26 protein-coding genes and 2 tRNA genes are annotated in these 25,605 nt (G+C 69.5%); 11 read left to right on the forward strand and 17 right to left on the reverse strand.

Annotation, left to right across the window (positions count from 1 at the left end):
- Window position 1: 1 nt before the first annotated feature.
- From IEY81_RS19080 to IEY81_RS19100, 5 genes are read left to right on the forward strand one after another with little or no spacing between them, the layout of a single operon-like run.
- Window positions 2-487 carry a cupin domain-containing protein gene (locus IEY81_RS19080; RefSeq protein ID WP_189120080.1) on the forward strand — a complete coding sequence of 162 codons (486 nt, stop codon included), beginning with the start codon at window positions 2-4 and terminating at the stop codon, window positions 485-487.
- The gene (locus IEY81_RS19085; RefSeq protein ID WP_189120081.1) at window positions 484-1,401 is read left to right on the forward strand and encodes an acyl-CoA thioesterase; all 918 of its coding nucleotides are present in this window, start codon (window positions 484-486) and stop codon (window positions 1,399-1,401) included. The genes IEY81_RS19080 and IEY81_RS19085 overlap by 4 nt, the downstream gene beginning before the upstream one ends.
- Window positions 1,398-3,050 carry an AMP-binding protein gene (locus tag IEY81_RS19090; RefSeq protein ID WP_189120082.1) on the forward strand — a complete coding sequence of 551 codons (1,653 nt, stop codon included), beginning with the start codon at window positions 1,398-1,400 and terminating at the stop codon, window positions 3,048-3,050. Before IEY81_RS19085 ends, IEY81_RS19090 begins: the two co-directional genes overlap by 4 nt.
- Complete coding sequence (locus tag IEY81_RS19095) at window positions 3,047-5,416, forward strand: bifunctional salicylyl-CoA 5-hydroxylase/oxidoreductase (RefSeq protein WP_189120083.1); 2,370 nt, start codon at window positions 3,047-3,049, stop codon at window positions 5,414-5,416. Before IEY81_RS19090 ends, IEY81_RS19095 begins: the two co-directional genes overlap by 4 nt.
- 20 nt (window positions 5,417-5,436) lie before the next feature.
- Entirely contained in the window at window positions 5,437-6,291 is an 855-nt protein-coding gene (locus IEY81_RS19100; RefSeq protein ID WP_229787999.1) for a PaaX family transcriptional regulator, read from the forward strand.
- Here IEY81_RS19100 and IEY81_RS19105 read toward each other — a convergent pair.
- The 3 genes from IEY81_RS19105 to IEY81_RS19115 form a co-directional block, all read right to left on the reverse strand.
- Entirely contained in the window at window positions 6,285-7,286 is a 1,002-nt protein-coding gene (locus tag IEY81_RS19105) for a cytochrome d ubiquinol oxidase subunit II (RefSeq protein WP_189120084.1), read from the reverse strand. The genes IEY81_RS19100 and IEY81_RS19105 overlap by 7 nt on opposite strands.
- A complete protein-coding gene (locus IEY81_RS19110) occupies window positions 7,283-8,665 on the reverse strand; it encodes a cytochrome ubiquinol oxidase subunit I (RefSeq protein ID WP_189120133.1) in 1,383 nt (460 codons plus the stop codon). Before IEY81_RS19110 ends, IEY81_RS19105 begins: the two co-directional genes overlap by 4 nt.
- Before the next feature lie 75 nt (window positions 8,666-8,740).
- Window positions 8,741-10,063, reverse strand: coding sequence for an NAD(P)-binding domain-containing protein (locus IEY81_RS19115; RefSeq protein ID WP_189120085.1), 1,323 nt, complete (start codon window positions 10,061-10,063; stop codon window positions 8,741-8,743).
- 89 nt (window positions 10,064-10,152) lie between these two features.
- Here IEY81_RS19115 and IEY81_RS19120 point away from each other — a divergent pair, with 89 nt between their 5' ends.
- A complete protein-coding gene (locus IEY81_RS19120) occupies window positions 10,153-10,503 on the forward strand; it encodes an ArsR/SmtB family transcription factor (protein WP_189120086.1) in 351 nt (116 codons plus the stop codon).
- Here IEY81_RS19120 and IEY81_RS24315 read toward each other — a convergent pair.
- Together IEY81_RS24315 and IEY81_RS19130 are read right to left on the reverse strand one after the other, a co-directional pair.
- Window positions 10,500-11,090, reverse strand: coding sequence for a hypothetical protein (locus IEY81_RS24315; protein ID WP_229788000.1), 591 nt, complete (start codon window positions 11,088-11,090; stop codon window positions 10,500-10,502). The two genes, IEY81_RS19120 and IEY81_RS24315, sit on opposite strands and share 4 nt — an antisense overlap.
- A 45-nt stretch (window positions 11,091-11,135) precedes the next feature.
- Window positions 11,136-11,543 (reverse strand): VOC family protein, encoded by a 408-nt coding sequence (locus tag IEY81_RS19130; RefSeq protein WP_189120087.1) that lies wholly within the window; start codon window positions 11,541-11,543, stop codon window positions 11,136-11,138.
- Between the two features lie 55 nt (window positions 11,544-11,598).
- Between IEY81_RS19130 and IEY81_RS19135 the strand changes: the two genes are divergently transcribed.
- Window positions 11,599-12,555: a helix-turn-helix transcriptional regulator gene (locus tag IEY81_RS19135; protein WP_189120088.1), complete on the forward strand. Its 957-nt coding sequence runs from the start codon at window positions 11,599-11,601 to the stop codon at window positions 12,553-12,555.
- A gap of 306 nt (window positions 12,556-12,861) precedes the next feature.
- Here IEY81_RS19135 and IEY81_RS19140 read toward each other — a convergent pair whose 3' ends face one another.
- The 10 genes from IEY81_RS19140 to IEY81_RS19185 form a co-directional block, all read right to left on the reverse strand.
- Window positions 12,862-13,650, reverse strand: a complete 789-nt coding sequence (locus IEY81_RS19140) for an enoyl-CoA hydratase/isomerase family protein (RefSeq protein WP_189120089.1) — start codon at window positions 13,648-13,650, stop codon at window positions 12,862-12,864.
- An 84-nt stretch (window positions 13,651-13,734) separates the two neighbouring features.
- On the reverse strand, window positions 13,735-13,962 hold the full coding sequence (locus IEY81_RS19145) for a HepT-like ribonuclease domain-containing protein (RefSeq protein ID WP_189120090.1): 228 nt from the start codon (window positions 13,960-13,962) through the stop codon (window positions 13,735-13,737).
- Window positions 13,962-14,435: a nucleotidyltransferase domain-containing protein gene (locus IEY81_RS19150; protein WP_189120091.1), complete on the reverse strand. Its 474-nt coding sequence runs from the start codon at window positions 14,433-14,435 to the stop codon at window positions 13,962-13,964. Before IEY81_RS19150 ends, IEY81_RS19145 begins: the two co-directional genes overlap by 1 nt.
- A 122-nt stretch (window positions 14,436-14,557) precedes the next feature.
- Window positions 14,558-14,631: transfer RNA gene (locus IEY81_RS19155), tRNA-Met, on the reverse strand.
- Window positions 14,632-14,774: 143 nt separating this feature from the next.
- A tRNA-Met gene (locus IEY81_RS19160) sits at window positions 14,775-14,848 on the reverse strand.
- Window positions 14,849-15,068: 220 nt separating this feature from the next.
- A complete protein-coding gene (locus IEY81_RS19165) occupies window positions 15,069-17,969 on the reverse strand; it encodes a UPF0182 family membrane protein (protein WP_189120092.1) in 2,901 nt (966 codons plus the stop codon).
- Entirely contained in the window at window positions 17,966-18,550 is a 585-nt protein-coding gene (locus IEY81_RS19170; RefSeq protein ID WP_189120093.1) for a PPA1309 family protein, read from the reverse strand. The genes IEY81_RS19165 and IEY81_RS19170 overlap by 4 nt, the downstream gene beginning before the upstream one ends.
- Window positions 18,547-19,599 (reverse strand): YlbL family protein, encoded by a 1,053-nt coding sequence (locus IEY81_RS19175; RefSeq protein WP_189120094.1) that lies wholly within the window; start codon window positions 19,597-19,599, stop codon window positions 18,547-18,549. Before IEY81_RS19175 ends, IEY81_RS19170 begins: the two co-directional genes overlap by 4 nt.
- A 66-nt stretch (window positions 19,600-19,665) precedes the next feature.
- Window positions 19,666-19,902 (reverse strand): hypothetical protein, encoded by a 237-nt coding sequence (locus IEY81_RS19180; RefSeq protein WP_189120095.1) that lies wholly within the window; start codon window positions 19,900-19,902, stop codon window positions 19,666-19,668.
- Between the two features lie 35 nt (window positions 19,903-19,937).
- Window positions 19,938-20,375, reverse strand: a complete 438-nt coding sequence (locus IEY81_RS19185; RefSeq protein WP_189120096.1) for a molybdenum cofactor biosynthesis protein MoaE — start codon at window positions 20,373-20,375, stop codon at window positions 19,938-19,940.
- Window positions 20,376-20,437: 62 nt separating this feature from the next.
- On the opposite strand from IEY81_RS19185, the gene IEY81_RS19190 reads away from it, so the two are divergent.
- Together IEY81_RS19190 and IEY81_RS19195 are read left to right on the forward strand one after the other, a co-directional pair.
- On the forward strand, window positions 20,438-21,793 hold the full coding sequence (locus IEY81_RS19190) for a zinc-dependent metalloprotease (protein ID WP_189120097.1): 1,356 nt from the start codon (window positions 20,438-20,440) through the stop codon (window positions 21,791-21,793).
- Window positions 21,790-22,329 carry an NUDIX hydrolase gene (locus tag IEY81_RS19195; protein ID WP_189120098.1) on the forward strand — a complete coding sequence of 180 codons (540 nt, stop codon included), beginning with the start codon at window positions 21,790-21,792 and terminating at the stop codon, window positions 22,327-22,329. Before IEY81_RS19190 ends, IEY81_RS19195 begins: the two co-directional genes overlap by 4 nt.
- Here the strand turns inward: IEY81_RS19195 and IEY81_RS19200 are convergent.
- Together IEY81_RS19200 and IEY81_RS19205 are read right to left on the reverse strand one after the other, a co-directional pair.
- Window positions 22,326-22,862, reverse strand: coding sequence for a M48 family metallopeptidase (locus tag IEY81_RS19200; protein WP_189120099.1), 537 nt, complete (start codon window positions 22,860-22,862; stop codon window positions 22,326-22,328). The genes IEY81_RS19195 and IEY81_RS19200 overlap by 4 nt on opposite strands.
- Window positions 22,863-22,873: 11 nt before the next feature.
- Window positions 22,874-23,926 carry a PHP domain-containing protein gene (locus IEY81_RS19205; RefSeq protein ID WP_229788001.1) on the reverse strand — a complete coding sequence of 351 codons (1,053 nt, stop codon included), beginning with the start codon at window positions 23,924-23,926 and terminating at the stop codon, window positions 22,874-22,876.
- Window positions 23,927-24,433: 507 nt separating this feature from the next.
- On the opposite strand from IEY81_RS19205, the gene IEY81_RS19210 reads away from it, so the two are divergent.
- Both IEY81_RS19210 and IEY81_RS19215 read left to right on the forward strand, forming a co-directional pair.
- Window positions 24,434-24,592: a DUF5679 domain-containing protein gene (locus IEY81_RS19210; protein ID WP_091051197.1), complete on the forward strand. Its 159-nt coding sequence runs from the start codon at window positions 24,434-24,436 to the stop codon at window positions 24,590-24,592.
- Window positions 24,593-24,731: 139 nt separating this feature from the next.
- Window positions 24,732-25,499: a hypothetical protein gene (locus IEY81_RS19215; RefSeq protein ID WP_189120100.1), complete on the forward strand. Its 768-nt coding sequence runs from the start codon at window positions 24,732-24,734 to the stop codon at window positions 25,497-25,499.
- Window positions 25,500-25,605: the final 106 nt, after the last annotated feature.

Below are 25,605 nucleotides of genomic sequence, written 5' to 3' on the forward strand. Positions count from 1 at the left end.
CATGGACCCCAACACCGACAACTACGTGCTCGAGGGCGACAACACCGCGTACGCCTCCGAGAGCGGTCTCGTCGTCCCGGTCGTGACCCGCGCCGGCTTCGAGCCCGACCTGACCGGGCAGAGCGAGGGCGCGACCCGGATCAGCGGCGTGAGCGTGCAGCACACGCCTGCGACCAAGCTGTGGTTCGGCAAGGTGCACAACCTCGCCGGCTACCGCTCCGTCCCCCACCACCACGGTGAGGCCGAGACCGGCGGCTACGTGCTGTCCGGCCGCGCCCGGATCTACTTCGGCGAGAAGTTCGAGGACTACATCGACATGTCCGAGGGCGACTGGGTCTTCGTGCCGCCGTTCATGCCGCACGTCGAGTGCAACCTCGACCGCAACAACCCGCTGACCTGGATGACCACCCGCACCCCGGAGAACATCGTCGTCAACCTCCCCCAGGTCGACGACACGGACCTGAGGGACTGGGTGAGCCGGCCATGAGCGCGACCTCGCAGATCTTCACCGACGCCGTCACCCTCAAACCCACCGAGCCCGAGGTCTTCGACGCCGCGTTCACCGCGACCACCCAGCCGTGCCCGTGGCCGAAGGCCTACGGCGGCGACATGGTCGCCCAGGCTCTCGTCGCAGCCACCCGGACCGTCCCGTCATCCGGCCCAGGCGGCAAACAGATGCACTCCATGCACTCCTACTTCATGCGCCCCGTCGACATCGGCGCCGAGGTCCGCTACGAGGTCGAGGTGCTGCGCGACGGCCGCGGCTACAGCACCCGACAGGTCCGCGGGTTCCAGAACGGCAAGCCCGTCTACGTCTGCATGGCCAGCTTCGCCGCCGGCGAGGCCGGCGGCAGCTTCCGGGCCGCCATGCCCGCCGGCCTGCCCGCACCGGAGGACCTGCCGTCCTCGGCCGACTACCTCGCCGACCGCACCGGCGGCACCATGACCGAGACCTCCAAGACGTACTGGTCCGGTGGCCGCAGCTTCGACATGCGCCACGTCCCCGGCCCGGTCTACCTGAGCGTCGAGGGCGAGAAGACCGCTCACCAGGCGATCTGGGTGAAGCCGTACGACGCGCTCCGCCCGGTCGAGGGACTGACCGAGGCTCAGCGCGACACGGCCGCGCTCGCCTACGTCTGCGACTACACGATCCTCGAGCCGGCCCTGCGGGTGCTCGGTCTGGCCTGGGCCGACGAAGGACTGGTCACCGCCAGCCTCGACCACGCGATGTGGTTCCACCGCCCCGTCGCGATGGACGGCTGGCTGCTCTACGCGCAGGAGGCGGTCTCGGTCGAGGACGGCCGCGGCACCGGTCTCGGGCGGTTCTTCACCACCGACGGTCAGCACGTGGCGACCGTCGTCCAAGAAGGCATGATCCGCGCGACAGGAGCAGCGTCATGACCAGCCCGACCGAGCTCAGCCCGACCGGACACGCCGACACCTTCGCCCGCGACCACCTGCCGCCTGCGGACCAGTGGCCGACGCTGGAGTTCACCACGCCGCTGCTGGACTACCCCGAGCGGCTCAACGCGGCGAGCGAGCTGCTCGACGCGACCGTGGCGAAGCACGGCCCCGACCGCCCCGCGCTCCGCACTCCCGACGGCACCGTCTGGACCTACGGCGAGCTGCTCACCCGCGCCAACCAGATCGCCCGGCTGCTGGTCGAGGACCTCGGACTCGTCAGTGGCAACCGGGTGCTGCTGCGCTCCCCCAACAACCCGTGGACGGTCGCGGCCTGGCTCGGCGTGCTGAAGGCCGGCGGCATCGTGGTGACCACCATGGCCGCGCTCCGCGCGACCGAGCTCTGCCCGGTCGTGGAGAAGACCCGGCCCACCGTCGCGCTGGTCGACCACCGGTTCGTCGACGACATTCAGGCGGTCAAGGCTCAGGTCGCCCCCGACCTCCAGATCGTCGCGTACGGCGGCGACGCCGAGGACGACCTGTCCCGCAGGATCCAGGACAAGCCCGGTGACTTCGCCGCGGTCGACACCGCCGCCGACGACATCGCGCTCTTCGGACCGACCTCGGGCACGACCGGGGTCCCGAAGATCACCACCCACTTCCACCGCGACATCCTCTCGATCGACAACACCTTCGGCCGCCAGACGCTGAAGCTCGAGGCCGACGACGTGGTGGCCTGCACGGCGCCGTTCGCCTTCACCTTCGGCCTCGGCATGCTCGTCGTCTTCACCCTCCGGGCCGGGGCCTGCGCCCTGCTCACCGAGGCCGCCTCGCCGGCCCAGCTCGCCGACCTGATCGCCGAGCACGGCGTCACGGCGCTCGCGACCGCGCCGACGGCGTACAAGCAGATCCTGAAGGCCGGGGCCGTCGGCAGGCTCAAGGGGCTGCGCGTCGCCGTCACCGCGGGCGAGCACATGCCGCAGGCGACCTGGGAGGAGCTCGAGCGGGAGCTCGGTCTGCGGGTCATCGACGGCATCGGGGCCACCGAGATGCTGCACATCTTCATCTCCGCGGCCGGCGACGAGATCCGTCCCGGCGCCACGGGCAAGCCGGTGCCGGGCTACCGCGCCACGATCCTCGACGCCGAGGGCAACGAGGTCGGCGCCGGTGTCGAGGGACGTCTCGCCGTCATCGGGCCGGTGGGCTGCCGCTACCTCGACGACGAGCGCCAGCGCGGCTACATCGTGAACGGCTGGAACGTCACCGGCGACACCTTCGTACGCGACGAGGACGGCTACTTCTGGTACCGCTCGCGCACCGACAACATGATCGTCTCCTCGGGCTACAACATCGGCGGCCCGGAGGTCGAGGAGGCGCTGGGCACCCACCCCGACGTCGTCGAGGTCGGCGTCGTCGGCGAGCCGGATCCCGACCGTGGCTCGATCGTGTGTGCCTTCGTCGTGCTGGCCGAGGGCGTGACCGCCGACGAGGCGAAGATCGCCGAGCTCCAGCAGCACGTGAAGGAGCGGCTGGCGCCCTACAAGTATCCCCGCGACGTACGTTTCGTCGCCTCTCTGCCGCGCAACACCAGCGGCAAGCTGCAGCACTTCAAGCTGCGCCAGATCATCGAATCGGAGAACCGACCATGAAGATCGCGATCGTCGGCGGCGGCCCGGGTGGCCTCTACTTCGCCACACTGATGAAGGCCCTCGACCCGAGCCACGAGATCACCATCTGGGAGCGCAACGCTCCCGACGACACCTTCGGCTTCGGGGTGGTCTTCTCGGACGAGACCCTCGGCAGCATCGAGGGCGCCGACCAGGTCATCCACGACCGCATGGAGTCGCGTTTCGCGCGCTGGACCGACATCGACGTGGCCATCTCCGACAAGGACGGCAACAGCTCCTCCTACACCGTCGGCGGCCAGGGCTTCGCGGCGATGTCCCGCAAGGAACTGCTGCAGATCATGCAGGAGCGGGTCGCCGAGCTGGGCGTGAGCACCCACTACCGCACCGAGGCGCCCGACCCGGACGAGCTGCGCGCGACGTACGACCTGGTGCTGGCCGCCGACGGGCTCAACTCCGCCGTCCGCACCAAGTACGCCGACCGCTTCGGCCCGAGCCTGGACCGGCGACGGAACAAGTACATCTGGTTCGGCACCGACCTGGTCTTCGAGGCGTTCCAGTTCTTCGTCAAGCAGACGGAGTGGGGGACGATGCAGATCCACGGCTACCCCTTCTCCGACAAGGGCTCGACCTTCATCGTCGAGATGCACGAGGACGTCTGGCGCCGCGCCGGGCTGGACCGCACCGGGGGTGACCAGTTCCCGCCGGGAGTCTCCGACGACTACGCGGTCGAGCGGGTGGCGGAGATCTTCGCCGACGAGCTCGGCGACCACGCGATCCTGACCAACAACTCCAAGTGGCTCAACTTCCACACGGTCCGCAACGAGCGCTGGTACGACGGCAACGTGGTGCTCCTCGGCGACGCCGCCCACACCGCCCACTTCTCGATCGGCTCCGGCACCAAGCTGGCCATGGAGGACGCGCTCGCGCTCACCGCCTGCCTGCACGAGCACGCCTCGCTCGAGGAGGCGCTCGAGGCGTACCAGACCGAGCGGAAGCCGGTGGTCGAGTCGACCCAGCGTGCGGCGCAGGCGTCGCTGGAGTGGTTCGAGAACATCGACATGTACGCCGGACAGGACCCTGCGCAGTTCGTCTTCAACCTGCTGACCCGCTCGCGCCGGATCACCTTCGAGAACCTCAAGGAGCGCGACCGCGAGTTCGCTTCGCTGATGGAGACCGAGTTCGCCCGCCACCAGGGCTCGGCCGAGGCCGCACCGGCGATGTTCCAGCCGGTACGCATCGGCGAGCTGGAGCTGAAGAACCGGGTCATGCTCTCGCCGATGGACATGTACTCCGCCACCGACGGCCTGCCCGACGAGTTCCATCTGGTCCACCTCGGCTCGAAGGCGCTCGGCGGCGCCGGCCTGGTGATGACGGAGATGACCTGCGTCTCCCCTGAGGGCCGGATCACCCCGGGCTGCCCGGGCATCTGGACCGACGAGCAGCGCGACCGCTGGCGTCGGGTGACGGAGTTCGTCCACGACCGCTCCACCGCCAAGATCGGCATGCAGATCGGCCACTCCGGCCGGAAGGGCTCCACGAAGCTGATGTGGGAGGGCATCGACGAGCCGCTCGAGGACGGCAACTGGGAGGTCATCGCTCCGTCGCCCCTCCCCTACGGCGCCGGTTGCCACGTGCCTCGCGAGGCCACCCCCGCCGACCTCGATCAGGCGAAGGCCGACTTCGTCGCGGCCGCACGCCGCGCGGTCGAGGCGGGCTTCGACCTGATCGAGATCCACGCCGCCCACGGCTACCTGCTCAGCTCGTTCCTCTCCCCCGTCTCCAACCACCGCACCGACGAGTACGGCGGACCGCTGGCCAACCGGCTGCGGTTCCCGCTCGAGGTCTTCGACGCCGTACGTGCCGAGGTGCCCGCCCACATCCCGGTCACCGTGCGGATCTCGGCGACCGACTGGATGCCGGACGGCAACACCGACGAGGACGCGGTCGAGATCGCCCGGGCGTTCATCGAGCACGGGGCGGCCGCCATCGACGTCTCCTCGGGCCAGATCAGCAAGGACGAGAAGCCGGCCTTCGGCCGCTCCTACCAGACCCCGTTCGCCGACAAGATCCGTCACCGGGTCGCGGGCCCGGCGGGCGCGAAGGTCATCGCGGTCGGCGCCATCTCGTCCTACGACGACGTCAACTCGATCCTGCTCGCCGGCCGTGCCGACATCTGCGCGCTCGGCCGCACCCACCTCTACGACCCGAGCTGGACGCTGCACGCGGCGGCCGAGCAGGACTACCGCGGAGCCGGTGCCGCCTGGCCCGTCCAGTGGGAGGCCGGCCGGCGCAAGCCGCCGACGTCGCGTACCGACAAGATCCCGCCGCGGCTCCAGCTGCTGCGGGAGGGCGAGGCCGACCAGGTGCACCTGCGCTGGAGGCCCTGACGTCCGGCACAATTCGAGATGTGAGCAGACAATCGAACACGAACTCGGCCAAAGCACCGGCGCGGACCTCACGCACCACGGTCGTGACGTTCCTCGGTGCGGTCGTCCGCCCGCTGGGCGACTGGATGCCGATCGCCGGCACGATCGACCTGCTCACCCAGTTCGGGCTCGACGCCCCCGGCGTACGCACCGCCATCCACCGGCTCAAGCAGAACGGCTGGCTCACCTCGGAGACCCGCGACGGCTCTCGCGGGTATGCCCTCACCCGCACCGCCCTCGACACGCTCGCGGCCGGTGACGAGGTGATCTGGCATGCCCGCAAGCCGGCCGATCTCGCCGACGGCTGGTGCATCGTGCACTTCGGGGTGCCGGAGTCGATGCGCGCCAAGCGCCACCAGCTGCGCGCCCACCTCTCCCACCTCGGCTTCGGCAACATCGGCACGGCGCTGTGGATCGCGCCCGCGCGGATGCGCGAGCCCGCCGAGCGCGCCGTGCGCGAGCTCGACCTGGACGCGTACGCCTCGATCTTCGTCGGCGACTACCAGGGCACCCAGGACCTCACCGAGCTGCTCTACAACAGCTGGGACCTGGCCGCCATCGACGGGAGCTACCGCGACTTCGTCGAGGAGTACGCCGCGCTCGCCGGCCGCGTGGAGCAGCAGCCGCTCACCGGGTCGGAGGCGTTCACCACCTACCTCGGCGTGGTCGACCAGTGGCGCAAGCTGCCGTTCCGCGACCCGGGTCTGCCGCGCGAGGTGCTCGCCCCGGACTGGAGCGCCCCGGACGCCCTGGCCCTCTTCGAGCAGCTCGTCGTCGCGCTGCGCAAGCCCGCGCTCGACCACGCCGGCACCTGGTGGCCGACCTCTGGTCAGTGAGACGCCGGCTCCTCCGTCTGGGTGAACCGGAAGAGGTAGACCAGCGGCGGCAGCACCAGCAGGCCGGCGAGCGCGACCACGACGAGCAGGCCGACCAGGGTCGCATCCGCACCGGCCGCGTCGGCGATGGTGACCTCGTCGACGAGCATCCAGGGGTACTGCCCGATCCCCCAGCCGCTGATCACCGAGGCCACCGCGACGACCGCCGTCACCCGCGCCGGGCGGTATCTGCGGATCGCGACGAGCACGAGCGTCGCCGCTCCGGTCAGCCCGGAGACGACGATCAGCGGGGCGGCCCGGCCGGTCAGCCCGTCGGCCAGCGTGGGCGCGTCGCGCATGATCGGGATCAGCGCGGCGAAGACCATCACGCCGGTGAAGGCGCCGACCCCGAGCGTACGGATCCGTAGGGACGTGGCGAGCCCGGGGCGGTACGTGCGGTCGGCGTCGGCGGTGAGGAACACGCCGGCGAGGAACGCGCAGGTGCCCACCGCGATGATGCCGCCGAAGATCGAGGTCGGGTTGAGCCAGGACGACCACAGGTCGCCGCGGCCCTCGGCCGGCACCCGGCCCGAGGCGATGGCGCCGGCGACCGTGCCGAGGAAGAACGGCGTGATCAGCGACGAGCCGGCGAAGATCGCGCCGTAGAGCGCCGCCTGGCCGATGGTGGGCGCGAACTTGCGGAAGGCGAACGCAGCGCCGCGCAGGACGATGCCGAGCAGCGCCAGCAGGAGCGGGAGGATCAGCGTGTTCATCGCGCTGGCGAACGACTCCGGGAAGCCGGTCCACCACATCACCAGCACGTAGATCAGCCAGACGTGATTGGCCTCCCACACCGGTCCGATGCTGTGGTCGATCAGGGTGCGCAGCTCCGCGCCACGGCGGGCGCTGCCGGCGGTCAGGTCGTAGAAGCCGGAGCCGAAGTCGGCTCCGCCGAACAGTGCGTACACCACGATCCCGATGAACAGGGCCGCGGCGACGGCCACCTCGAGCGTCATGAGGTGGTCACCGAGCCCTGGTCCTGCGGACCGTAGGGGCTGGGCAGGTCCTCCTCGCCGGCGCGCCATCGTCGCGCCATCGAGCGCAGCACGACCACCGCGCCGATGGTGAGGCCGGTGTAGAGGACGAAGGTGGCCATCAGCAGGATCCAGATCTGCGGGTTGTCGCTGGCCGCGTCGGGGGTGCGCAGGTAGTCGTAGACGACCCACGGTTGACGGCCGACCTCGGTCGCGATCCAGCCCGCCTCCATGGCGATGACCGCGAGCGGCCCCGCGGCGACCGCTGCGCGCAGCGCCCAGCGGTTGTCGAGCAGGTCGCGGCGGCGCCAGCGCGCGAACCAGAAGAGGAGCACCGCGAGGAAGAGGAGGGTGCCGATGCCGACCATCGACTGGAAGGCCAGATGGGTGATGTTGATCGGTGGCCGGTCGGCGACCGGGATGGTCTCCAGGCCCTGGACGGGCTCGGTGAAGGAGTTGCGGGCGATGAGCGAGCCCAGTCTGGGGATGTCGATCGCGTAGCGGACCTCGCCGTCGATGAGCAGCCCGCCGAGCCGCAGCGGTGAGGGCTTCTCGGTCTCCAGGGCCAGCTCGAAGGCGGCCAGCTTGGCCGGCTGCACCTCGGCGATGCGCAGGCCGAGGATGTGGCCGATGAAGGGCTGCACCAGCGCGCCGACGGTGGCGAAGACGAAGGGGACGGTGAAGCCCAGCCGGTGGTGGCGGTCGCGTCGGCCGCGGAGCATGCCGGCTGCGTACACGCCTGCCACGATGAAGCCCACCACCATGTAGGCGGCGACCCACATGTGCGCGAACTGCAGGACCGCGGCGGGGTTGAAGAGCACCGCCCACGGCTGCACGTCGACGACCTGGCCGTCCTCGATGCGGAAGCCGACCGGGATGTTCATCCAGGCGTTGACCGCGATGACGCAGTAGCTGCCGACGATGCCGGCCAGCGCCATCGGCACCAGCATCAGCAGGTGGCGCTTCGGTGGCATCCGGCCCCAGCCGTAGAGGTAGAGACCGAGGAAGATCGCCTCCACGAAGAAGGAGAGGCCCTCGAACGCGAACGGCAGGCCGAGGACGTCGCCGTACGGTCCCATCAAGCCTGGCCAGAGCAGCCCCATCTCGAAGCTGAGCACGGTGCCGGACACGGCACCGATGGCGAACAGCACCGCCGCCACCTTGGCCCACCGCTTCGCCAGGTTCAGCGCGACGTCGTCGTTGCGGTAGACGCCGCGCCAGTGCATCACCAGGATCATCGCCGGCCAGGCGACACCGAACGCCGCCAGGATGATGTGCCACCCCAGCGAGAGCGCCATCTGCTGGCGGGCGGCCAGCAGGCCGGCCGGGTCCTCGGCGGCCAGCACCTGGATGGCGTGCATCACGGTCACCTTCACAAAGGTACCGCCGCAGCGCCCAGATATGCGGCAGCCGCGACCCGACCGCAGGTCGTGCGTTCAGGACAGCGTGATCGGCGACCTGGTGATCGTGAACAGCTCCTCGCTCGGCGCGGTCGTTCCGCAGCAGCCGCCACCCTTGATGCTCTCCGGGTCGTCGAAGTCACCCGCGCCGCCGCACACCCCGGTGTCCGGGAGCTCCAGCTCCACCCGGGCCGCCGCGTCATGATCGCCGGCGAGCTCGGCCACCACGCTGCGTACCTGCTCGTAGCCGGTCATCGCCAGGAAGGTCGGCGCCCGGCCGTAGGACTTCATCCCGACCAGGTAGAGGTCGGGCTCGGGCTGGGCGAGGTCCTTGGCGCCGGTGGCGCTGACGGATCCGCAGGAGTGGATGTTGGGGTCGATCTGCACCGCGATGTCGCGCGGGGCCTCCAGGGTCGGATCGAGGTCGAGTCGCATCTCGCTCAGGAAACCGAGGTCGGGGCGATATCCGGTCAGTACGACGACGTGGTCGGCCTCGATCGCGCGGCCGTCCTCGGCCGTGACCGTCCCACCATCGATCGCGACGGTGCGGAAGCCGGTGACCAGCTCGACGGTGCCGTCCTGCACGGCCTTCTTCGCACGTACGCCGAGGGCCCCTCGCTCCGGGAGCTCGTCGGCCTCGCCGCCACCGAACGTGTTCGACGAGATCGAGCGGCGGATCGCCCAGGTGATCTTCGTGCCCGGATGGTCGTCGGCGATGGCGGCGAGCTCGTTGACGGCGTTGAACGCGGAGTCGCCGGCACCGATCACGAGCGTGTGCCGGCCGGCGTACGCTGCGGGCTCGGCTCGGTCAGGGACCGCATGGTCGAGCGTGCCCGCGGCCTGCGCGGCGCGCTCTCCCAGGGCGGGGAGGCCATCGGCGCCGGCCGGGTTGGGCCTGCGCCAGGTGCCGGAGGCGTCGATCACGGCACGCGCCACGAGACGCTCCTCGGTGCCGTCGGCGTTGCGAACATGGAGGGTGAAAGGCTGCTCGCCCCGGCCCGCATCGACCAGACGGTCCCGGCCCCTGCGGGAGACGCCGGTGACCGTGGTGCCATAACGGACGTGGTCCTCGATCGCGGCGGCCAGGGGCACGAGATAGTGCTCGCGCCACTCTGCTCCGGTGGGGTAGCCGTTCGTCGGAGCCTGCCAGCCGGTCGGCTCGAGCAGTCGCGCGGCCGCCTTGTCCACGAGCTCCGGCCACGCCGAAAAGAGTCGGACGTGGCCCCACTCGGCGACAGCCGCGGCAGGTTCCTTCCCCTGCTCGAGCACCAGCGGGGTCAGGCCTCGCTCGAGAAGGTGGGCGGCAGCCGCGAGGCCCTGCGGGCCGGCGCCGATGATGGCGACAGGAAGGTCAGTCATGATGCTCCTCAGATTCAAGAACGTCGATATGTCGGGGGACCCTAGGCGACATATCGACGATCGTCAATGTAATTGGTATGCTCTGCCTCATGACCCTTCTTCCCGTGCTGCCGTCCGCCGCCGGTGCGTGCTGCTCGCCGGTCACCGGCGGCGTCCTCGAAGACGAGCAGGCCGAGGCGCTGGCGCGGACGTTCAAGGCGCTCGGCGACCCCAACCGGGTCAAGCTGCTCTCGATCATCGCGGCCGCCGACGATCAGGAAGCATGCGTCTGCGACCTCACCGAACCGGTCGGGCTGACCCAGCCGACGGTCTCCCATCACATGAAGCTGCTGGTCGACGCCGGCCTGGTCGCCCGGGAGCAGCGAGGTCGATGGGCCTACTTCTCGATCGTCCCCGGCGCCCTCGACGCGCTGGCAGGCGCGCTGACGTCTCGCCCCTAGGCTGCAGCCGACTCGCGCTGCGCGACGGCTGCCCGCGTACGCCAGGCGTCTGCCGAGATGATCGCCAGCATGGCGAGCCCCGCAACCACCGCGGCCGCTGCTCCCGCCGTCACCGACCAGACCGCCGCGAGGACGACGCCGGCCGCGCCGATCGCCATCAGGGTCACGCCGATCGTGGTGAACAGCGGAGCGTGGAAGGCCCGGGCGTACGGCAGGAAGTGAGCCCCGACGAAGAAGGCGATCACCGCCCCCTCCGCGCCCTCGAGTCCCTGGGCCGCCAGGAGCTTCCGGCCGAGGAAGATGCCGACCAGCATGAACACGATGCCGCCGAGGTAGACCAGCCCGGCCAGCGGCCCCACCGGCTCGGGCGCCGCGAAGCGTCGCGGGACCACGAAGACGGTCCAGACGTACGCAGCGAGGGCCAGCACCCACGCGACCGCGGCCACGGTCGGCCAGGCCCCGTCGAGGAGACCGCGGTTGGCGTGGACGAACACCGTCGCGCCGACCGCTCCGATCGTGGTCCCCCACACGCGTGGATCGTGCATCCGCGCGCCGCCACGCGACACCGTTCCCGCGACCTCTGTCATGGCGAGGATGCTATCGACCGCTCGCAACATCATTTCTCCTCCGCTCTAGAGGGCCACGCCGAACTTCTCGCGCGCCGCCGGCGTGACCGGGGTGAACAGGTTGACGAGGTTCCCGTCGGGGTCACGGGAGAGCAGCGCCCGGTTGCCCCACGGCATCGTGGTGGGTTCGGTGACGACGTCGTCGAGCCCGTCCCGGAGACGTGTCCACTCCCCGTCGACGTCGTCGACCAGGAACTCGAGGATCGCGGTGCGGTTGTGCGCCGGCTCGGCGCTTCCCTCTCCGAAGAGAGGGACCGTACGCCTGCTGCCGATCGCGAGCGTGGCTGTCCCGGTCCGGATCTCGGCGAAGTCCTCCGTGCCCCAGTTCGCCCGCACGCCGGTGACGTGCTCGTAGAAGGTCACGAGCGTCTCGATGTCGTCGGTGATGATCCGGGTGCTGATGAATGTCGTCATGCTGTGAGCGTCTCGCAGAAAGTGGGCAGTCTCCGCCCGGTATAGGTTCTGGATCATGGCGAAACCCACGGCGCGGGTCCTGCAGCTGCTCGAGATCCTCCAGTCCGGCGGCCTCCACCGGCTCCGCGACCTCGCCACGCGGCTCGAGGTCGACGAGCGCACCGTGCGGCGCTACGTCGAGCATCTCCTCGAGCTGGACGTACCCGTCGAGGCGGTGCGCGGTCGCTACGGCGGCTACCGGCTGGCGCCGGGATACCGACTGCCGCCGCTGATGCTCACCGACGACGAGGCCATCGCGGTGCTGCTGGGGTTGGCGCTGCTCCGCCGCTCCGGGTTGAGCGGCGACACCGCCCCGACCGCGGCGGAGACGAAGATCCGGCGGGTGCTCCCGCAGGCCACGTCGAAGAGACTCGAGGCGCTCCAGGCGTCGCTGCAGCTGTCCACGGAGATCCGGGAGCCAGTCGCCGCCGAGGCCAGCACCCTGGTGCTGCTGGCCGAAGCCGCCCGCGACAACCGCCTCGTCTCGTTCGCCTACCGAGCCGCAGACGGGCGCGACAGCGCCCGCATCCTCGCGCCCTACGGCATCCTCGCCCACCGCGGCCGTTGGCTCGTCTCCGGTCTCGACCAGGGTCGAGGAGAGCTCCGCACCTTCCGGGTCGACCGGATGGTCCTGCCGCGCCGCCTCGAGCAGACCTTCGAGGAGCCGGAGGACTTCGACGCCCTCGCACACTTCGTGACCGGGGTCGCGACCACACCACGCGCCCATCGAGTGGTGGTGCGGGCACGTACGACTCTCGCCCACGCCAGCGACCGTCTCCCGGCCACCGTCGCCCTCGTCGAGCCTGCCGAACCGGACTGGGTCACCATCACGATCCACGCCGAGTCTCTCGACTGGGTGCCGTCGCTCCTCGCCGGGCTGGCCTGCCCGTTCGTCGTCGTCGAGCCCGAGGAGCTCCGCACGCATGTCGAGGCCCTCGGTCGTCTTCTGATCGAGTCGGCCGAGACGCGTTAGTCGGTTGATTCGTAGAGATCGCCGCTGAGCCCGCCCGCGAGAAAAGCTAGACCGCGACACCGCCGAGGTGACCGCGAGGAGGTTGATGTGACGGTCTACGCCGTCGGCTGAGGTACGCCTGTGGGATACCCGGTCGACCGGGTATCCCTGGACTTGACGGGCACTGGAACACCCGTCAAGTCCATGAAGTGCCCGTCAAGTGCTGTCAGCTGTCTCACCTGATGAGCCTCGTGCCCCACGCAAAGGCCCTCAGACGAACGCCGATCGTCGTGACGATGGCGCCTTTCAGGGCCGAGAAGACAGCGCTCAGCCGCGCAGCACCGCGCGGAGCTGCCCGACCTGGGCGGTCCGTTCGGCGAGCCTCTGCTCATCGAGGCTGCGCGCGCTCGCGCCCGCCAACAGCTCGTGCGTACGCCGCACCGCGGTCGCGTCGTGGGCGGTGAGCGACCCGACCAGACCCTCGAGCGTGGAGTCCAGGTCGGCCGCCGGCACGACACTCTGCGCGAGGCCGATCCTCTCGGCCTCGTGCGCGCCCACCTTGCGCGCGGTGGCACAGATCTCGAGCGCCCGGGCGTAACCGACCGCCGCGACCAACGGCTTCGTGCCGGCCAGGTCGGGGACCAACCCCAACGCCGGCTCCTTCATGCAGACCCAGGCGTCCTCGGCCATGATCCGCAGGTCGCATCCCAGCGCCATCTGGAACCCCGCGCCGATCGCGTACCCCTCGACCACCGCGATCGAGATGAACCGCGGGTCCGCCAGCGCGACGAACGGCCGCTGGTACTCCCCGATCAGGTCGATGACCTCCTCGTCGCTGCGCGCCAGCGTCTCGACCAGGCTGCCCGGGGTGTTCGCCTCCCGCGGGTCCACCAGCGCAAGGTCCAGCCCCGCCGAGAAGGTGCCCCCAGCACCCCGCACCACCACGACCCGCACCTCGTCGGTCAGCGACTCCAGGAAGTCCGCGATCGCCGCCCACATCGCCGGATTCTGCGCGTTGCGCACTTCGGGACGATCCAGCAGCACCGTCGCCACCGCCCCGTCGACGCTCGTCCGTACGCCCGCCTCGGGCGCTGGGACTGGCTCATCGGTGTTCATGGCTTCGCGGGTCCTTTCGGGTAGGGATACATGACGGACGCCGCACAACCTAGGTGCCAACACCTCGCATCGCCAGCAGTCCGCTCACGCCTCCGACTGCAGCTTCGCTTCCGCGCCCTCGACGAGCCTCTGCAACGACGCCCGCCACTCAGGCAGGTCGACAGCGAGCGTCAGCCAGGTGAGCTCACGGTTGATCTCGTCGTACTGGTGGATGAGGAAGTTCCGATTGGCTACTGCCACTGCCCACTCCGCGCCTTCAGGGGCGAGAACCCCGAGCCGTGAGAGCCGGTTCGCAGCCTCTTCGACATCCATCAGAGCAACACCGCGTCCCGACGGATGTCATCGTCCAATTCGGGTTTCAACCCGCCGTACTCGACGAGATCGACCTTGCGGTCGAGCACCTGCTCGAGCACCCGCTTGAACCGGACGAACCCGAAAGACGAGGTGCCCGCGGGAGCCTCGACGAGCAGGTCGATGTCGGAGTCGAACCTCGCCTCTCCACGAGCGACCGACCCGAAAACCGCCAGTCGACTGTATCCCGCCTCGTCCGCCACGCTCTTGAGAACCGGCCCGGCAGCCTCGATCAGCGATTCCGGGTGGATGGAAGCCAAGTCCTGCGACGCCTTCAGCTGTTGGCTGACGGCGGGCTGACTCACCCCGAGCTCCTCGGCGATCTCTCGCTGGCTCACCCCAGTGGCCACCATCGCGCGCAGGGCAAGAACACGACGAAGCCGCGCTACCTCTTCCTCACGTCGCGCTTGGCGGTATGCAGCCACCACTGTCATAAGGACACCTTGTCACCACCGAGAGGCGTGCACCGCGAACAAGCGATCGATGTTCGCCAACGGTCAGACCTCCTGGAAATCACGAAGGCCCGGACCATCAGGTCCGGGCCTTCGTCTTGGAGTAGCGGGGACAGGATTTGAACCTGTGACCTCTGGGTTATGAGCCCAGCGAGCTACCGAGCTGCTCCACCCCGCGTCGCTGTGTAAACCATACCTTGCCGAGACAGGAAACCAAGTTTCGGGACGGCCGAGGGGCGGATCGCTGTGGCGCTGGCCGCCGCCGGGCGCCCCGGAAATCAAAGAAGCCCGGACCTGATGGTCCGGGCTTCTTCTTTGGAGTAGCGGGGACAGGATTTGAACCTGTGACCTCTGGGTTATGAGCCCAGCGAGCTACCGAGCTGCTCCACCCCGCGTCGCAAGAAGAACATTACTCGCGGGGTGGGAGGAACCCAAATCGAGGAGGTCCTCCCCCTTGGTTCCCCCACCCGCAGGGAGTCTCCCCACGGGCCGGAGCGTGGGGGATGTACGAGGGAGTGGGGGTCTCGACAAGCTCGACCACCGGTGGCGCGAGGTCTCGACAAGCTCGACCTCCGACGGCTCGGGTTTCGACAAGCTCGGCCTCTGGTGGTGGGGTCAGCCGCCGGAGATGAGCTTGGCGGCCTGGTCGACCTTCTCCTGGGCCTCGGCGATGAGGCGCTCGCGCTCGGCGTAGTCGCCGGACTTGCCGGCCTTGTCCGCGTCGGCGAAGAGCGTGCGGGCGTCCTCGAGGAGCTGGCCGACCTCGCCCGGTGAGTCGCCGGAGGCGGGTGGGTCGGTCTCGGCCGACCCCTCCTCCTCGTCGTCCGGGGTCGGGCTCGAGGGGGTGGCGCCGGTGAGCGCGACCTCGAGGGCCTCGCTCAGGGTGGTGCCGTAACCCACTCTGCCGTCGTAGGAGACCAGCACGAAGGCCAGCTGGGCGTAGCCCGAGGTCGAGGCGGTGGCCCGGCGGGCGTAGATCGGCTCGACGTAGAGGATGCCGTTCTTCGCCGTCGGGTACGTCACGACCTGGCCCCACACGGGCGCCGAACCGGACCGGTTGAACGAGGCGACCTCGTCGGCGATGGCCTTGTCGGTGCGGAACTCGTTGGAGACCATGCCCGGACCCTGGGTGTCGTCGGGGAAGCCGGTGGTGATCCGGATCTTCCCGTAGTTGTCCGAGGTCGCGTCGGAGTCGACCGACATCATGGCCGCCAGGTTGGGGCGGTTGTAGGGCACGAAGGCCGAGGTCAGCGACCAGCGCGCGGTGCCGGTGCCGTCATCGAGGAACATCCGGTAGGGCGTCTGCTGGTGGTTGTCGTCGTTCGGGTCCTCGGGGACGGCCCAGCGCTCGTTGCCGGAGAAGAAGACGTCCGGGTCGGAGACGTGGTAGCGCGCCAGCTGGTAGCGCTGCACCTTGTAGAGGTCCTCGGGGTAGCGAAGGTGCTCCATCAGCTCCTTCGGGATCGACGACTTCGGCATCACGGTGCCCGGGAAGGCCGCCTCCCACGTCTGCAGGATCGGGTCCTCCTCGTCCCACTCGTAGAGCGTGACCGTGCCGTCGTAGGCGTCCACGGTCGCCTTCACCGCGTTGCGCATGTAGTTGATCTCGTCGGTGGGCAGCGTCTGCGGCCCGGCCGAGGTCTGGGTGGCGTCGTCGGTCATCGAGGCGAACGAGTCGCGCGCGGCCTGCGGGTAGCGGTCGGTGGTGGTGTAGCCGTCGACCACCCACTGGATCCGCCCGCCCACGACGACCGGGTAGACGTCGTCGTCGAGCGTCAGCCACGGCGCGACCTTCTGCACCCGCTCCTTCGGGGTGCGGTCGTAGAGGATCTCGGAGTTCTCGTTGACCCGCGAGGAGAGCAGGAAGTTGGTGGAGCCGAACTGGATGGCGTACATCAGCTGGCGGAAGTTGGAGCCGATCGGGACGCCGCCGGCCCCTTCGTACGTCGTCCTGGTCTCGCCGTCCTCGGAGTTGTAGTCGAGCTCGACCGCGGCGCTCTTGCCGGCCTTGCCGACGATCGAGTACTCCGGGGAGTCCTCGCCGAAGTAGACCTTGTCCTGGAACTCGCCCTTGCCCGAGGTCAGGTCGTGCTGACCGGTGCGGTCACCTTCGGCCCACTGCATCTGGTTGGACTCCGACTTGTCGTCGGCGCCGCGCATGTTGGCGTACGAGGCGATCACGCCGTTGGAGTGGGTGTAGACCGTGTGCAGGTTGGTCCAGGTGCGGTCGGAGTCGGAGATGCCGGCCTGGTTGAGCTCGCGTACGCCGAGCACGACCGCCCGCTCCTTGCCGCCGACCTCGTAGGTGGAGATGTCGAGGGGCTCGTGCACCGAGTAGTAGGAGCGGCCCTGCTGGACCTGCTCGAACTCGCGGTGGACGACCGCCGGGTCGACGATCGGCAGCGAAGAGGCCGAGGCGTCGAGCTGGTCGGGCGAGGTCGCGCTGGCGTCGGCCTGCGACTTGTACTCGGTCACCTCGAGGTCGTCCTCGGAGATGCCGTAGGCGTCCTGGGTGGCCTTGATGTTGGCCGCCAGGTAGGGCTTCTCCTTGTCCTGCTCGCTCGGCCGGACCTGGAAGCCCTGCACGATGGCGGGCCAGATCATCCCGATCAGCAGCACCGAGATCGCGAACAGCGAGATCGCGACCGAGGGCAGCTGCCACGAGCGCCGCCACATGTTGAGGATGAAGAGCGCACCGCAGATCACCGCGATCGCGAGCAGGATCTGGTTGGCCGGCAGCACGGCGTGCTCGTCGGTGTAGGTCATCCCGTCGAGACGCGGACCGGAGCCGTTGACGAGGTCGTAGCGGTCGACCCAGTAGTCGAGTCCCTTGATCAGCAGGATCAGCCCGAGCATGGCGCTGAGCTGGATCTGCGCCGAGCGGGTGAACCGGTCACGCCGCGCGGTGAGCCGGATCCCGCCATAGACGTAGTGCACGACGATCGCGCCGATGGTGCCGAGGATCAGCCCGGTCAGCGCGAAGTTGACCAGGTAGTGCCACCACGGCAGGTCGAAGATGTAGAAGCCGATGTCCTTGCCGAAGAACGGGTCGGACTTGTCGAAGTCACGGCCATGGCGCCACATCAGGTAGGAACGCCACTGGCTCGATCCGGAGAAGCCGGCGAAGATCCCGGAGACGCCGGCGATGCCGATCAGCAGCCAGGTGCGGATCGGCGCGATCGCGTCGCGATAGCGGTCCAGGCCGCCGATGTCGTCGGCCGGGTGGAAGTAGGGCCGGGTGCGGTAGGCGAGCGCCGCGGGCAGCCCGATCAGGACCGCCATCAGCACGAAGAAGATGACGAAGAGCGCCGTGCGGGTCCAGAAGACCGTGCCGAAGACGCTGCTGAAGTCGACCGCGTCGTACCACAGCGCGTCGGTGTAGATCGACGCGAAGGCGCTGATGCCGAAGAAGAGCACGATGACCGAGACGGCCGCGATCGCCAGCCAGCGGTTGCGGCCGGTGCTCTGGGTGCGCGCCGGCGCCTGCGCCGGGTCGTCGTCGTCGAAGAGGCTCATTCGTCGCCCTCCGGGTTCTCGTCCAGGGTGATCCGCAGCAGCTCGAGGAGCTCGGGGACCAGGTCGACCCCGCCGATGACCGACTGGTCGTCGTCGTGGGCCTTCAACCGCAGAGCACAGTACGTCGCACCAGCACGTGTCGCGCCGGCCACGATGCGTACCTCCTGACGGTCGGGGTGCGCCTTGGCGAACTCCGCGGCCGCCTCGGCGTCCTCGGGGATCTTGCCGTCGGCGTCCGGCGGCAGCACCAGGCGCTCGACGACCGCGGCACAGCCGGTGACCCCTTCGGGCCAGGCCGTGGTCTGGAGGACCTCCTCCAGCTGGGTCGTCACCGGCACCTGGTCCTGCTCGATCGGGGTCAGCGACCCGTCCTGGTCAGGGGCGTCGAGCCCCATCATCGTGGCGAGCGCGGGCTCGGCCTCGACCAGCGCGGCGGTGTCGACCAGGGCGAAGAGCCGCGCCGGGCCGTCCCACCCCTCGCTCGCGACGTGGGCCTCGATCTCGAGGACGGCCGCGGCCAGCGCGGGGTCGGTCTCCAGGTCGAGACCTCGGGAGAGCTCGGGCTCAGGGCTGTCGTTCACTTGGTGCTCCCACAGGTCGGCAGCTTGGCATCGGGGTCCTTGGTCCAGGTCTCGATCGCCTTGATGGCATCGTCGAGAGTCTCCACACGGGTCAGTCGCATGTCGCCGTTCTCGGCACCCTCGACGTCTTGGCAGTTGCCGGCGGGCACCAGGAAGAGCTGGGCGCCGTCGGCGGCGGCGCCCGGGATCTTCTGCTGGATGCCGCCGATCGGGCCGACGTTGCCGGAGCCGTCGATGGTGCCGGTGCCGGCGATCTTCTTGTTGCCGGTCAGCGGGCCCTCGGTGAGGGTGTCGTAGACCGAGAGCGCCATCATCAGCCCGGCGCTCGGACCGCCGATGGCCGGATCGAGGGTGATCTTGATGTCGTAGGGGAAGTCGTAGGTCGCGCCGAGCGAGACGCCGATGAAGGCCTTGCCGTCCTTCTCACCGGTCTTGATGGACTCGGTGAGCGTCTTGCCCTTGCGCTCGACGGTCAGCTGGATCGTCTCGCCGGGCTTCGCCTTCTGCACCTCGTCGACGACCTCCTGCGGGGTGTCGACCGGGGTGTCGCCGACCTTGGTGACGACGTCGTCGGCCTTCAGCTTGCCCGTGGCCGGCGCGTCCTTGGTGACCTCGGCGACCGAGACCTCGTCGACGTCCTCGCCGAGCTTGGTCAGCGCGGCCGCGATCGCCGCGTCCTGGGCGCTGGCCATCTGCACCTGCCCGGCCGCGCGGTCGTCCTCGACGGTGCCCTGGTCGGGGTAGGCGACCTCGCGCGGGTAGACCGCCTCGGTGTCGCTCATCCAGGCGCCCAGCAGGGTCCACAGCCCGAGCCGCGCCTCACGGGTGGTTTCGGAGACCGTGGTCATCCGCAGCTGGGCCTGCTTGCCGTTGCGATAGACCTTGTGACCCTCGACCTGGACGATGTCCTTGCCGTCGAACTGGCCCAGGACGTTGACCGTCGGCCCGGGGCTGTAGATCGTGAAGGGCAGCGGCACCACCCAGGCGACCACGATCAGGGCGACCACGAGCGGCAGGGCGACGAGACCGGCCAGGGTGCGCTGTGTCATAGCGACACCTTCTCATTCGGGTCCAACAGGCGAGCGGGGGCGGGTCTCGACAAGCTCGGGCTCCGGTCAGGAGGCGTCACGGTTGACACGCACGGCGACCCCGGTCGACCTGTCGGGCGGCGGCTGCGGGGCAGCGTACCTTCTCGAGCGCTCGCGGGTCTTCTCCTTCTCCAGGGCGATCCCGAGGCGGCGTACGACTTCCTCACGGTCCTCCACGCGACCCTCACGCCCGAGGAACGCGACCCAGGCCATCGCCAGAACGGTGATGACCGCGGAGGGCACGAGCCAGAGCAGGATGTCCACGTCGGCAGTTTATTTGGCGGCCGCAACTGCGTGCATCACGGCGCGCCGACCCACTCGTCGGTGCCGTCGGTGAAGACCTGGTGCTTCCAGATCGGCACCTCTGCCTTGAGGGTGTCGATGAGGTCGCGGGAGGCGGCGAAGGCCTCGCCGCGGTGGCCCGAGGCGGTGGCGACGATGACCGCGATGTCGCCGATGTCGAGATGGCCGGTGCGGTGGACGGCGGCGACGCCTGCGACGCCGTGGTCGGCGGCAACCTTCTCGGCGACCTCCGCCAGCCGCGCGAGGGCGGTCGGATGGGCCTGGTAGTCGAGGCCGGTCACGCCCTTGCCCCCGTCGTGGTCGCGTACGCGCCCGACGAAGAGGGTCACGCCACCGGAGGCGTCGTCGTCGAGGGCGTCCATCACCTCGGTGACATCGAGAGGCGTCTCCCGGATGTCGAGGAGCTTGACGGCGCCATTCTTCGGTTCAGCCATGGGAACAGCCTAGTGCCAGTGCTTGCACACGGAGGGCTTCCGTAACCGCGTAGGCTGGAGACATGAGTCAGACCCCAGGTGGCCCCGACGAGCCGGAGGAGCCGGAGAACCCCTTCAAGGGCACGCCCTTCGAGGCGTTCTTCGGTGGTTTTCCCATCGGCGGCGTCGGCGGAGGCCCCGGCGGCATGCCTGACCTGAGCCAGATCTTCGGTCAGATCCAGTCGCTGCTACAGCCCTACGACGGCCCGCTGAACTGGGACGTTGCCATGGACCTCGCCCGCAAGGTCGCAGCGTCCTCCCCCGACCCGACGCCCTCCCAGCGACAGAAGGACGCCGTCGCCGACGCGATCCAGCTGGCCGACCACTGGTTGGAGGAGACCACCTCCTTCGCCTCCGGCGTGAAGTCCGCCACCGCTTGGTCCAAGGCCGAGTGGCTGGTCAACACGCTGGACGCCTGGAAGCCGCTGATCGAGCCGGTCGCGGCCTCGACCGCGTCCGCGATGAGCGGCCAGCTCCCCGAGGAGATGCGTGCGCAGATGGGCCCGATGATCGGGTTCGTCGGCAAGGCGATGGGCGCGTTGTACGCGAACCAGGCCGGCACCGGCCTCGGCCATCTCGCCAACGAGGTCATCTCCGTCTCCGACATCGGCATCCCGCTCGCCGAGCCGGGCCAGGCGGCGCTGCTGCCGGTCAACGTCGAGCCGTTCGCCGAGGGGCTCGGCGTCAGCACCGACGACGTGCTGCTCTTCCTCGCCCTTCGCGAGGCCGCTCACCAGCGGCTGTTCGCGGGCGTCCCGTGGCTGCGTGACCACGTCGTCTCGGCGGTCACCGACTACGCCCGCGGCGTCGAGCTCAACATGGAAGCCATGCAGCAGCGCATCGAGGAGCAGATGCGCGGCCTCGACCTCTCCGCCATGCAGGACCCCACGCAGCTGCAGAACATGTTCGAGGAGGGCATGTTCGAGGTGCCCGAGTCGCCTGCGCAGAAGGCTGCGCTGGAGCGGCTTGAGATCGCGCTGGCCCTGGTCGAGGGCTGGGTCGACGAGGTCGTCGCCCTCGCCACCGCCGACAAGATGCCCGTCGCGGCGCAGCTGCAGGAGTCCGTACGCCGCCGGCGCGCCGCCGGCGGTCCGGCCGAGCAGACCTTCGCGACCCTGGTCGGCCTCGAGCTGCGGCCCCGCCGGCTGCGGGACGCGGCCGCGCTCTGGGGCTCGCTGCGCACCCGGCAGGGCATCGAGGCCCGTGACGGCGTCTGGATGTCTCCTGCGCTGCTGCCGACCTCGGCCGACCTCGACGACCCGCTCGGCTTCCGTGAGGGCGCCGAGGCTCCCGACGTCGACTCGATCGACTTCGACGCCGAGCTCAAGAAGCTGCTCGGTGGCGAGGACGGCGGGTCGGAAGGTTCGGCCGAGGAGTGAGCCTGCACGCTGACGCGCTCGCGACCCTGCGAGCGTGGCAGGCGCCGTCGGCTCCGCAAGAGGCTCTGCGACAGCGCTATGTCGCCCACCTCGAGGCGGAGCCCAGCGGCGTCTTCAAGTCCTGCGTCCCCGACCATCTGACGGCTTCGTGCCTCGTCCTGTCCGAGGACGGCTCCGCGGTGCTGCTGACCCACCACCGCAAGGCCCGTCGCTGGTTCCAGTTCGGCGGTCATCTGGAGCCGGGCGACGAGACCCTGTGGGCGGCTGCCGCGCGCGAGCTGCGTGAGGAGTCGGGCGTCCCCGACCTGGCGCCGCTGCCCGGCCCGGTGCAGCTCTCGGAGCACGCGGTGCCGTTCTGCGCACCGTCCGGAGACGTCCACCACCTCGACGTACGCTTCTTGGCGATCGCGCCCGCGGGCGCGGTCCCGGAGGTGAGCGAGGAGTCCCTGGACGTACGCTGGTGGCCGGTCGACGCGATCCCCGACCCCGAGGACGACCTCATCGAGCTGATCAAGCTCGCCCCGGCTCGTCTCTAGTCGACCTGGTCGTCGTCCTCGCCGGGAGGAGCCGGGAGCTTCGTGGCGGCGGACCAGCCGATCAGGTAACCCTTGGCGCGCTCGGCCTGCGGGTAGCGGTCGACCCACGCCCAGAAGGCCTCGTTGTGGTTGGCCTCGAAGAGATGCGCGAGCTCGTGGACAAGGACGTAGTCGAGGACCCAGGTGGGCATGCCCTGGAGCCGGGCGCTGAGCCGGATCGAGCGGTCACCCGGCGTGCACGAGCCCCAGCGGCTGTTCTGGTTGTCGACCCAGCGCACGGAGTCGGGCTCGGCCAGGCCGCCAAAGTAGAGGTCACTGAGGGTCTTGGCGCGCTTGACCAGCTCGTCGTCGGACGGTTTGCGGCGACGCTCGGCCTTCTCCAGGCGGGCGACCATCTGCTCGACCCACTCGGCCTCCTCGCGCTGGGACATCGCGGCCGGGATCATCACGATGATCCGGTCGCCGTCGCGGTAGGCGGAGACCGTGCGTCGGCGGCGCTTGCTGCGCCGCACCTCGATCTCCGGGCCGTCCATGAATCGAAAAACTACCCGTTCGCCCAGGCCAGCAGTCGATCCCGAGGCCAGGTGTTGATGATCCGTTCCTCTTCGATACCCGCAGTTTCCGCTCGTTCACACCCCAGGACGAGAAAGTCGAGCTGTCCCGGAGCATGTGCGTCCGAGTCGATCGAGAAGAGGCAACCGATGTCGCGGGCGAGCTCGAGGAGCTTGGTCGGCGGGTCCCTCCGCTCCGGCCGGGAGTTGATCTCGACGGCGACCTGGTGCTCGGCGCACGCCTCGAAGACCTTGCGGGCGTCGAACTGGCTGCCGGGGCGGGTGCCGCGGTTGCCGGTGACCAGCCGACCGGTGCAGTGACCGAGCACGTTCATCCTCGTCGTGGAGACGGCGGCGACCATCCGGCGGGTCATCTGGTCCTTGTCCATCTTGAGCTTGGAGTGGACGCTGGCCACCCGCAGCTCGAGCTTGGCGAGCATCTCGTCGGTCTGGTCGAGACTGCCGTCGTCGAGGATGTCGACCTCGATCCCCTTCAGCAGAGTGAAGCCGTGACCGGCGAGGTGATCGTTGACCGCGTCGACCACCCCGAGCTGGCGCTCCAGGCGAGCGGCGCTGAGACCGTTGGCGACGGTCAGCCGCGGGCTGTGGTCGGTGAGCACGAGGTACTCGTGCCCGAGCTCGATCGCGGTGAAGGCCATCTCCTCGATCGGCGAGCCGCCGTCGGACCAGTCGGAGTGACTGTGCAGGTCACCACGGATGCTGCTGCGCAGCCTCTCCCCCGCTCCGTTTGTGGTCAGCGCCCGGCCGTGGTCGCGCTCGGTGTCCAGCAGCCGCTGCGGGACCTCGCCCAGCGCCGCCTGGGTGATGACCTTGGCCGTGCTGGCGCCGACCCCGTTCAGCTCGGTCAGCGTGCCCTCGGTCGCGCGGCGGCGTACCTCCTCCTCGGAGAGGGGCAGGATCGCAGCCGCCGCGGTGCGGAACGCCTTCACCTTGTAGGTGTCCTCGCGGCCACGCTCGAGCAGGAACGCGATCCGACGCAGGGCCGCGACGGGGGACAACGCCTCGTCTACCAAATCTTCCTCCAACTATTTTCTCCTCCACAGCCGGTGGAGAATGCTTTTCCCAGGTCACAGTCTGTATTCAGGCCATCATTCTCCCAGCGCACACCCGGGTTACCCACAGGAACCGGCGTGTCTTCCACCGCCTGTCCCCAAGCAAAGCCGGGTTGTCCACATCTTGTCCACAAGGATCGCGGAGTGGGACGTTGACGGGGTCCCTCATCCTCTTTAAGTTCGAGTCAGTGGGACCCCCGGCGCCGCCGGACGGCCTTCGCAAGGGGAAGGCGAAGGACGATCCAGGCACCGGGGGTCCCTCCAAGTTTTCCAGGGGCGCCGAGCATCTTCAATGCACCTTCGAAACCCTCTGATCGCCCGGTATGACGCCAACACGCCGACACTCGCCGGACAGCCCGTGTTGCGGCTGTGAGCGCCGTGTGTCGTAGGGTCGAGTCGGCTCGTCATGACGAGCTTCCGACGGGCTTCCCTGACAACCCCGTCGCGACGACCAGTTACATAAAGGCTAAGGAGGCCGTCATGGCGGAGACCTGGAGCGGCGAGTTCTACTGCGTGAAGTGCAAGGAGAAGCGCGAGGCAACCGGTGAGATCCGGGTGAACGACAAGGGCACCAAGATGGCGAAGGCCGTCTGCCCTGTCTGCAGCACCAACCTCAACCGCATCCTCGGCAAGGCCTGAGCGCTCAGCTCATCCTGAGCCCACGCGGCGGCGTCCCCGGACTCGTTCCGGCGGCGCCGCTGCCACGTTTTCGGAGGTTATCCACAGGCAGGGTCGATTGGCGGTGCGCAGATCCCGGGCCGGTGTGAGACTCCCCGGTATGAGCACGCGCTACCGGATTCGGCCGGGGTATGTGGCCGTACGTCGTGATGAGACCCGACTCCAGATCGGCATCGACCCGCCACGGCGGGCGATCGTGCAGGACGGCGTGGAGGTACGCCGCCTGCTGACCGACCTCGCCGTCGGACGGGCGACCGAGCCCGACCATCTGCCCGGCCGACATGCGATGCAGCAGCTCGGCAACGCCGGTCTGCTGGTCGAGGCCGACGGGGACGAGCCGCCACCGCGCATCGGCTTCGACGGGCCGCCGGCCCTGGTCGCCGGGGCGAGGTCGCTGGTCAGCCCGGCCCCGGCGGCACCGTCCGCCCCGGAGATCGTCGTCCTCCTCTCCGAGGGTCCGCTGGACCGGGAGCGCGCCGACGACCTGGTGCGCGACGGTCGGCCGCATCTCGTCGTCGAGAGCGGTCCGGACACCTGGACGGTGGGACCGCTGATCGTGCCCGGTGTCACCGCCTGCCTGCGCTGCGTCGACGCGACGCTCGCCGAGGAGGACGATCGGCGCGCCGTGGTGGTGAGCCAGCTGGTCGGCATCGACGTGCCGAGCGACCCGCTGCTGCGCTGCCTCGCCCTCTCCTGGGCCGTACGCGACGCCCGCGCCTATCTGGCCGGCCGCACTCCCGCCTCCTGGTCGACCTCGCTCGTCCTCACCCGCGACGACGAGCCGACGGTCCGGCCGTGGCTGCGCCACCCCTACTGCGGGTGCGCCTGGGACCTGATCGCCTCCACCGGCGACGGCAATCCGGCTTGACCAGCGCCGACTCGGGAAGGCACCCTTGCGCCATGGTCCTGAAGAGCGCGCTGCGTCGACGAGGCTCGGGTCTCTGACCCCGCCCTCGCGTCAGCCTGCTCTCTTC

The sequence above is a fragment of the Nocardioides luteus genome (assembly GCF_014648595.1).
GTDB classification, from domain to species: domain Bacteria; phylum Actinomycetota; class Actinomycetes; order Propionibacteriales; family Nocardioidaceae; genus Nocardioides; species Nocardioides luteus.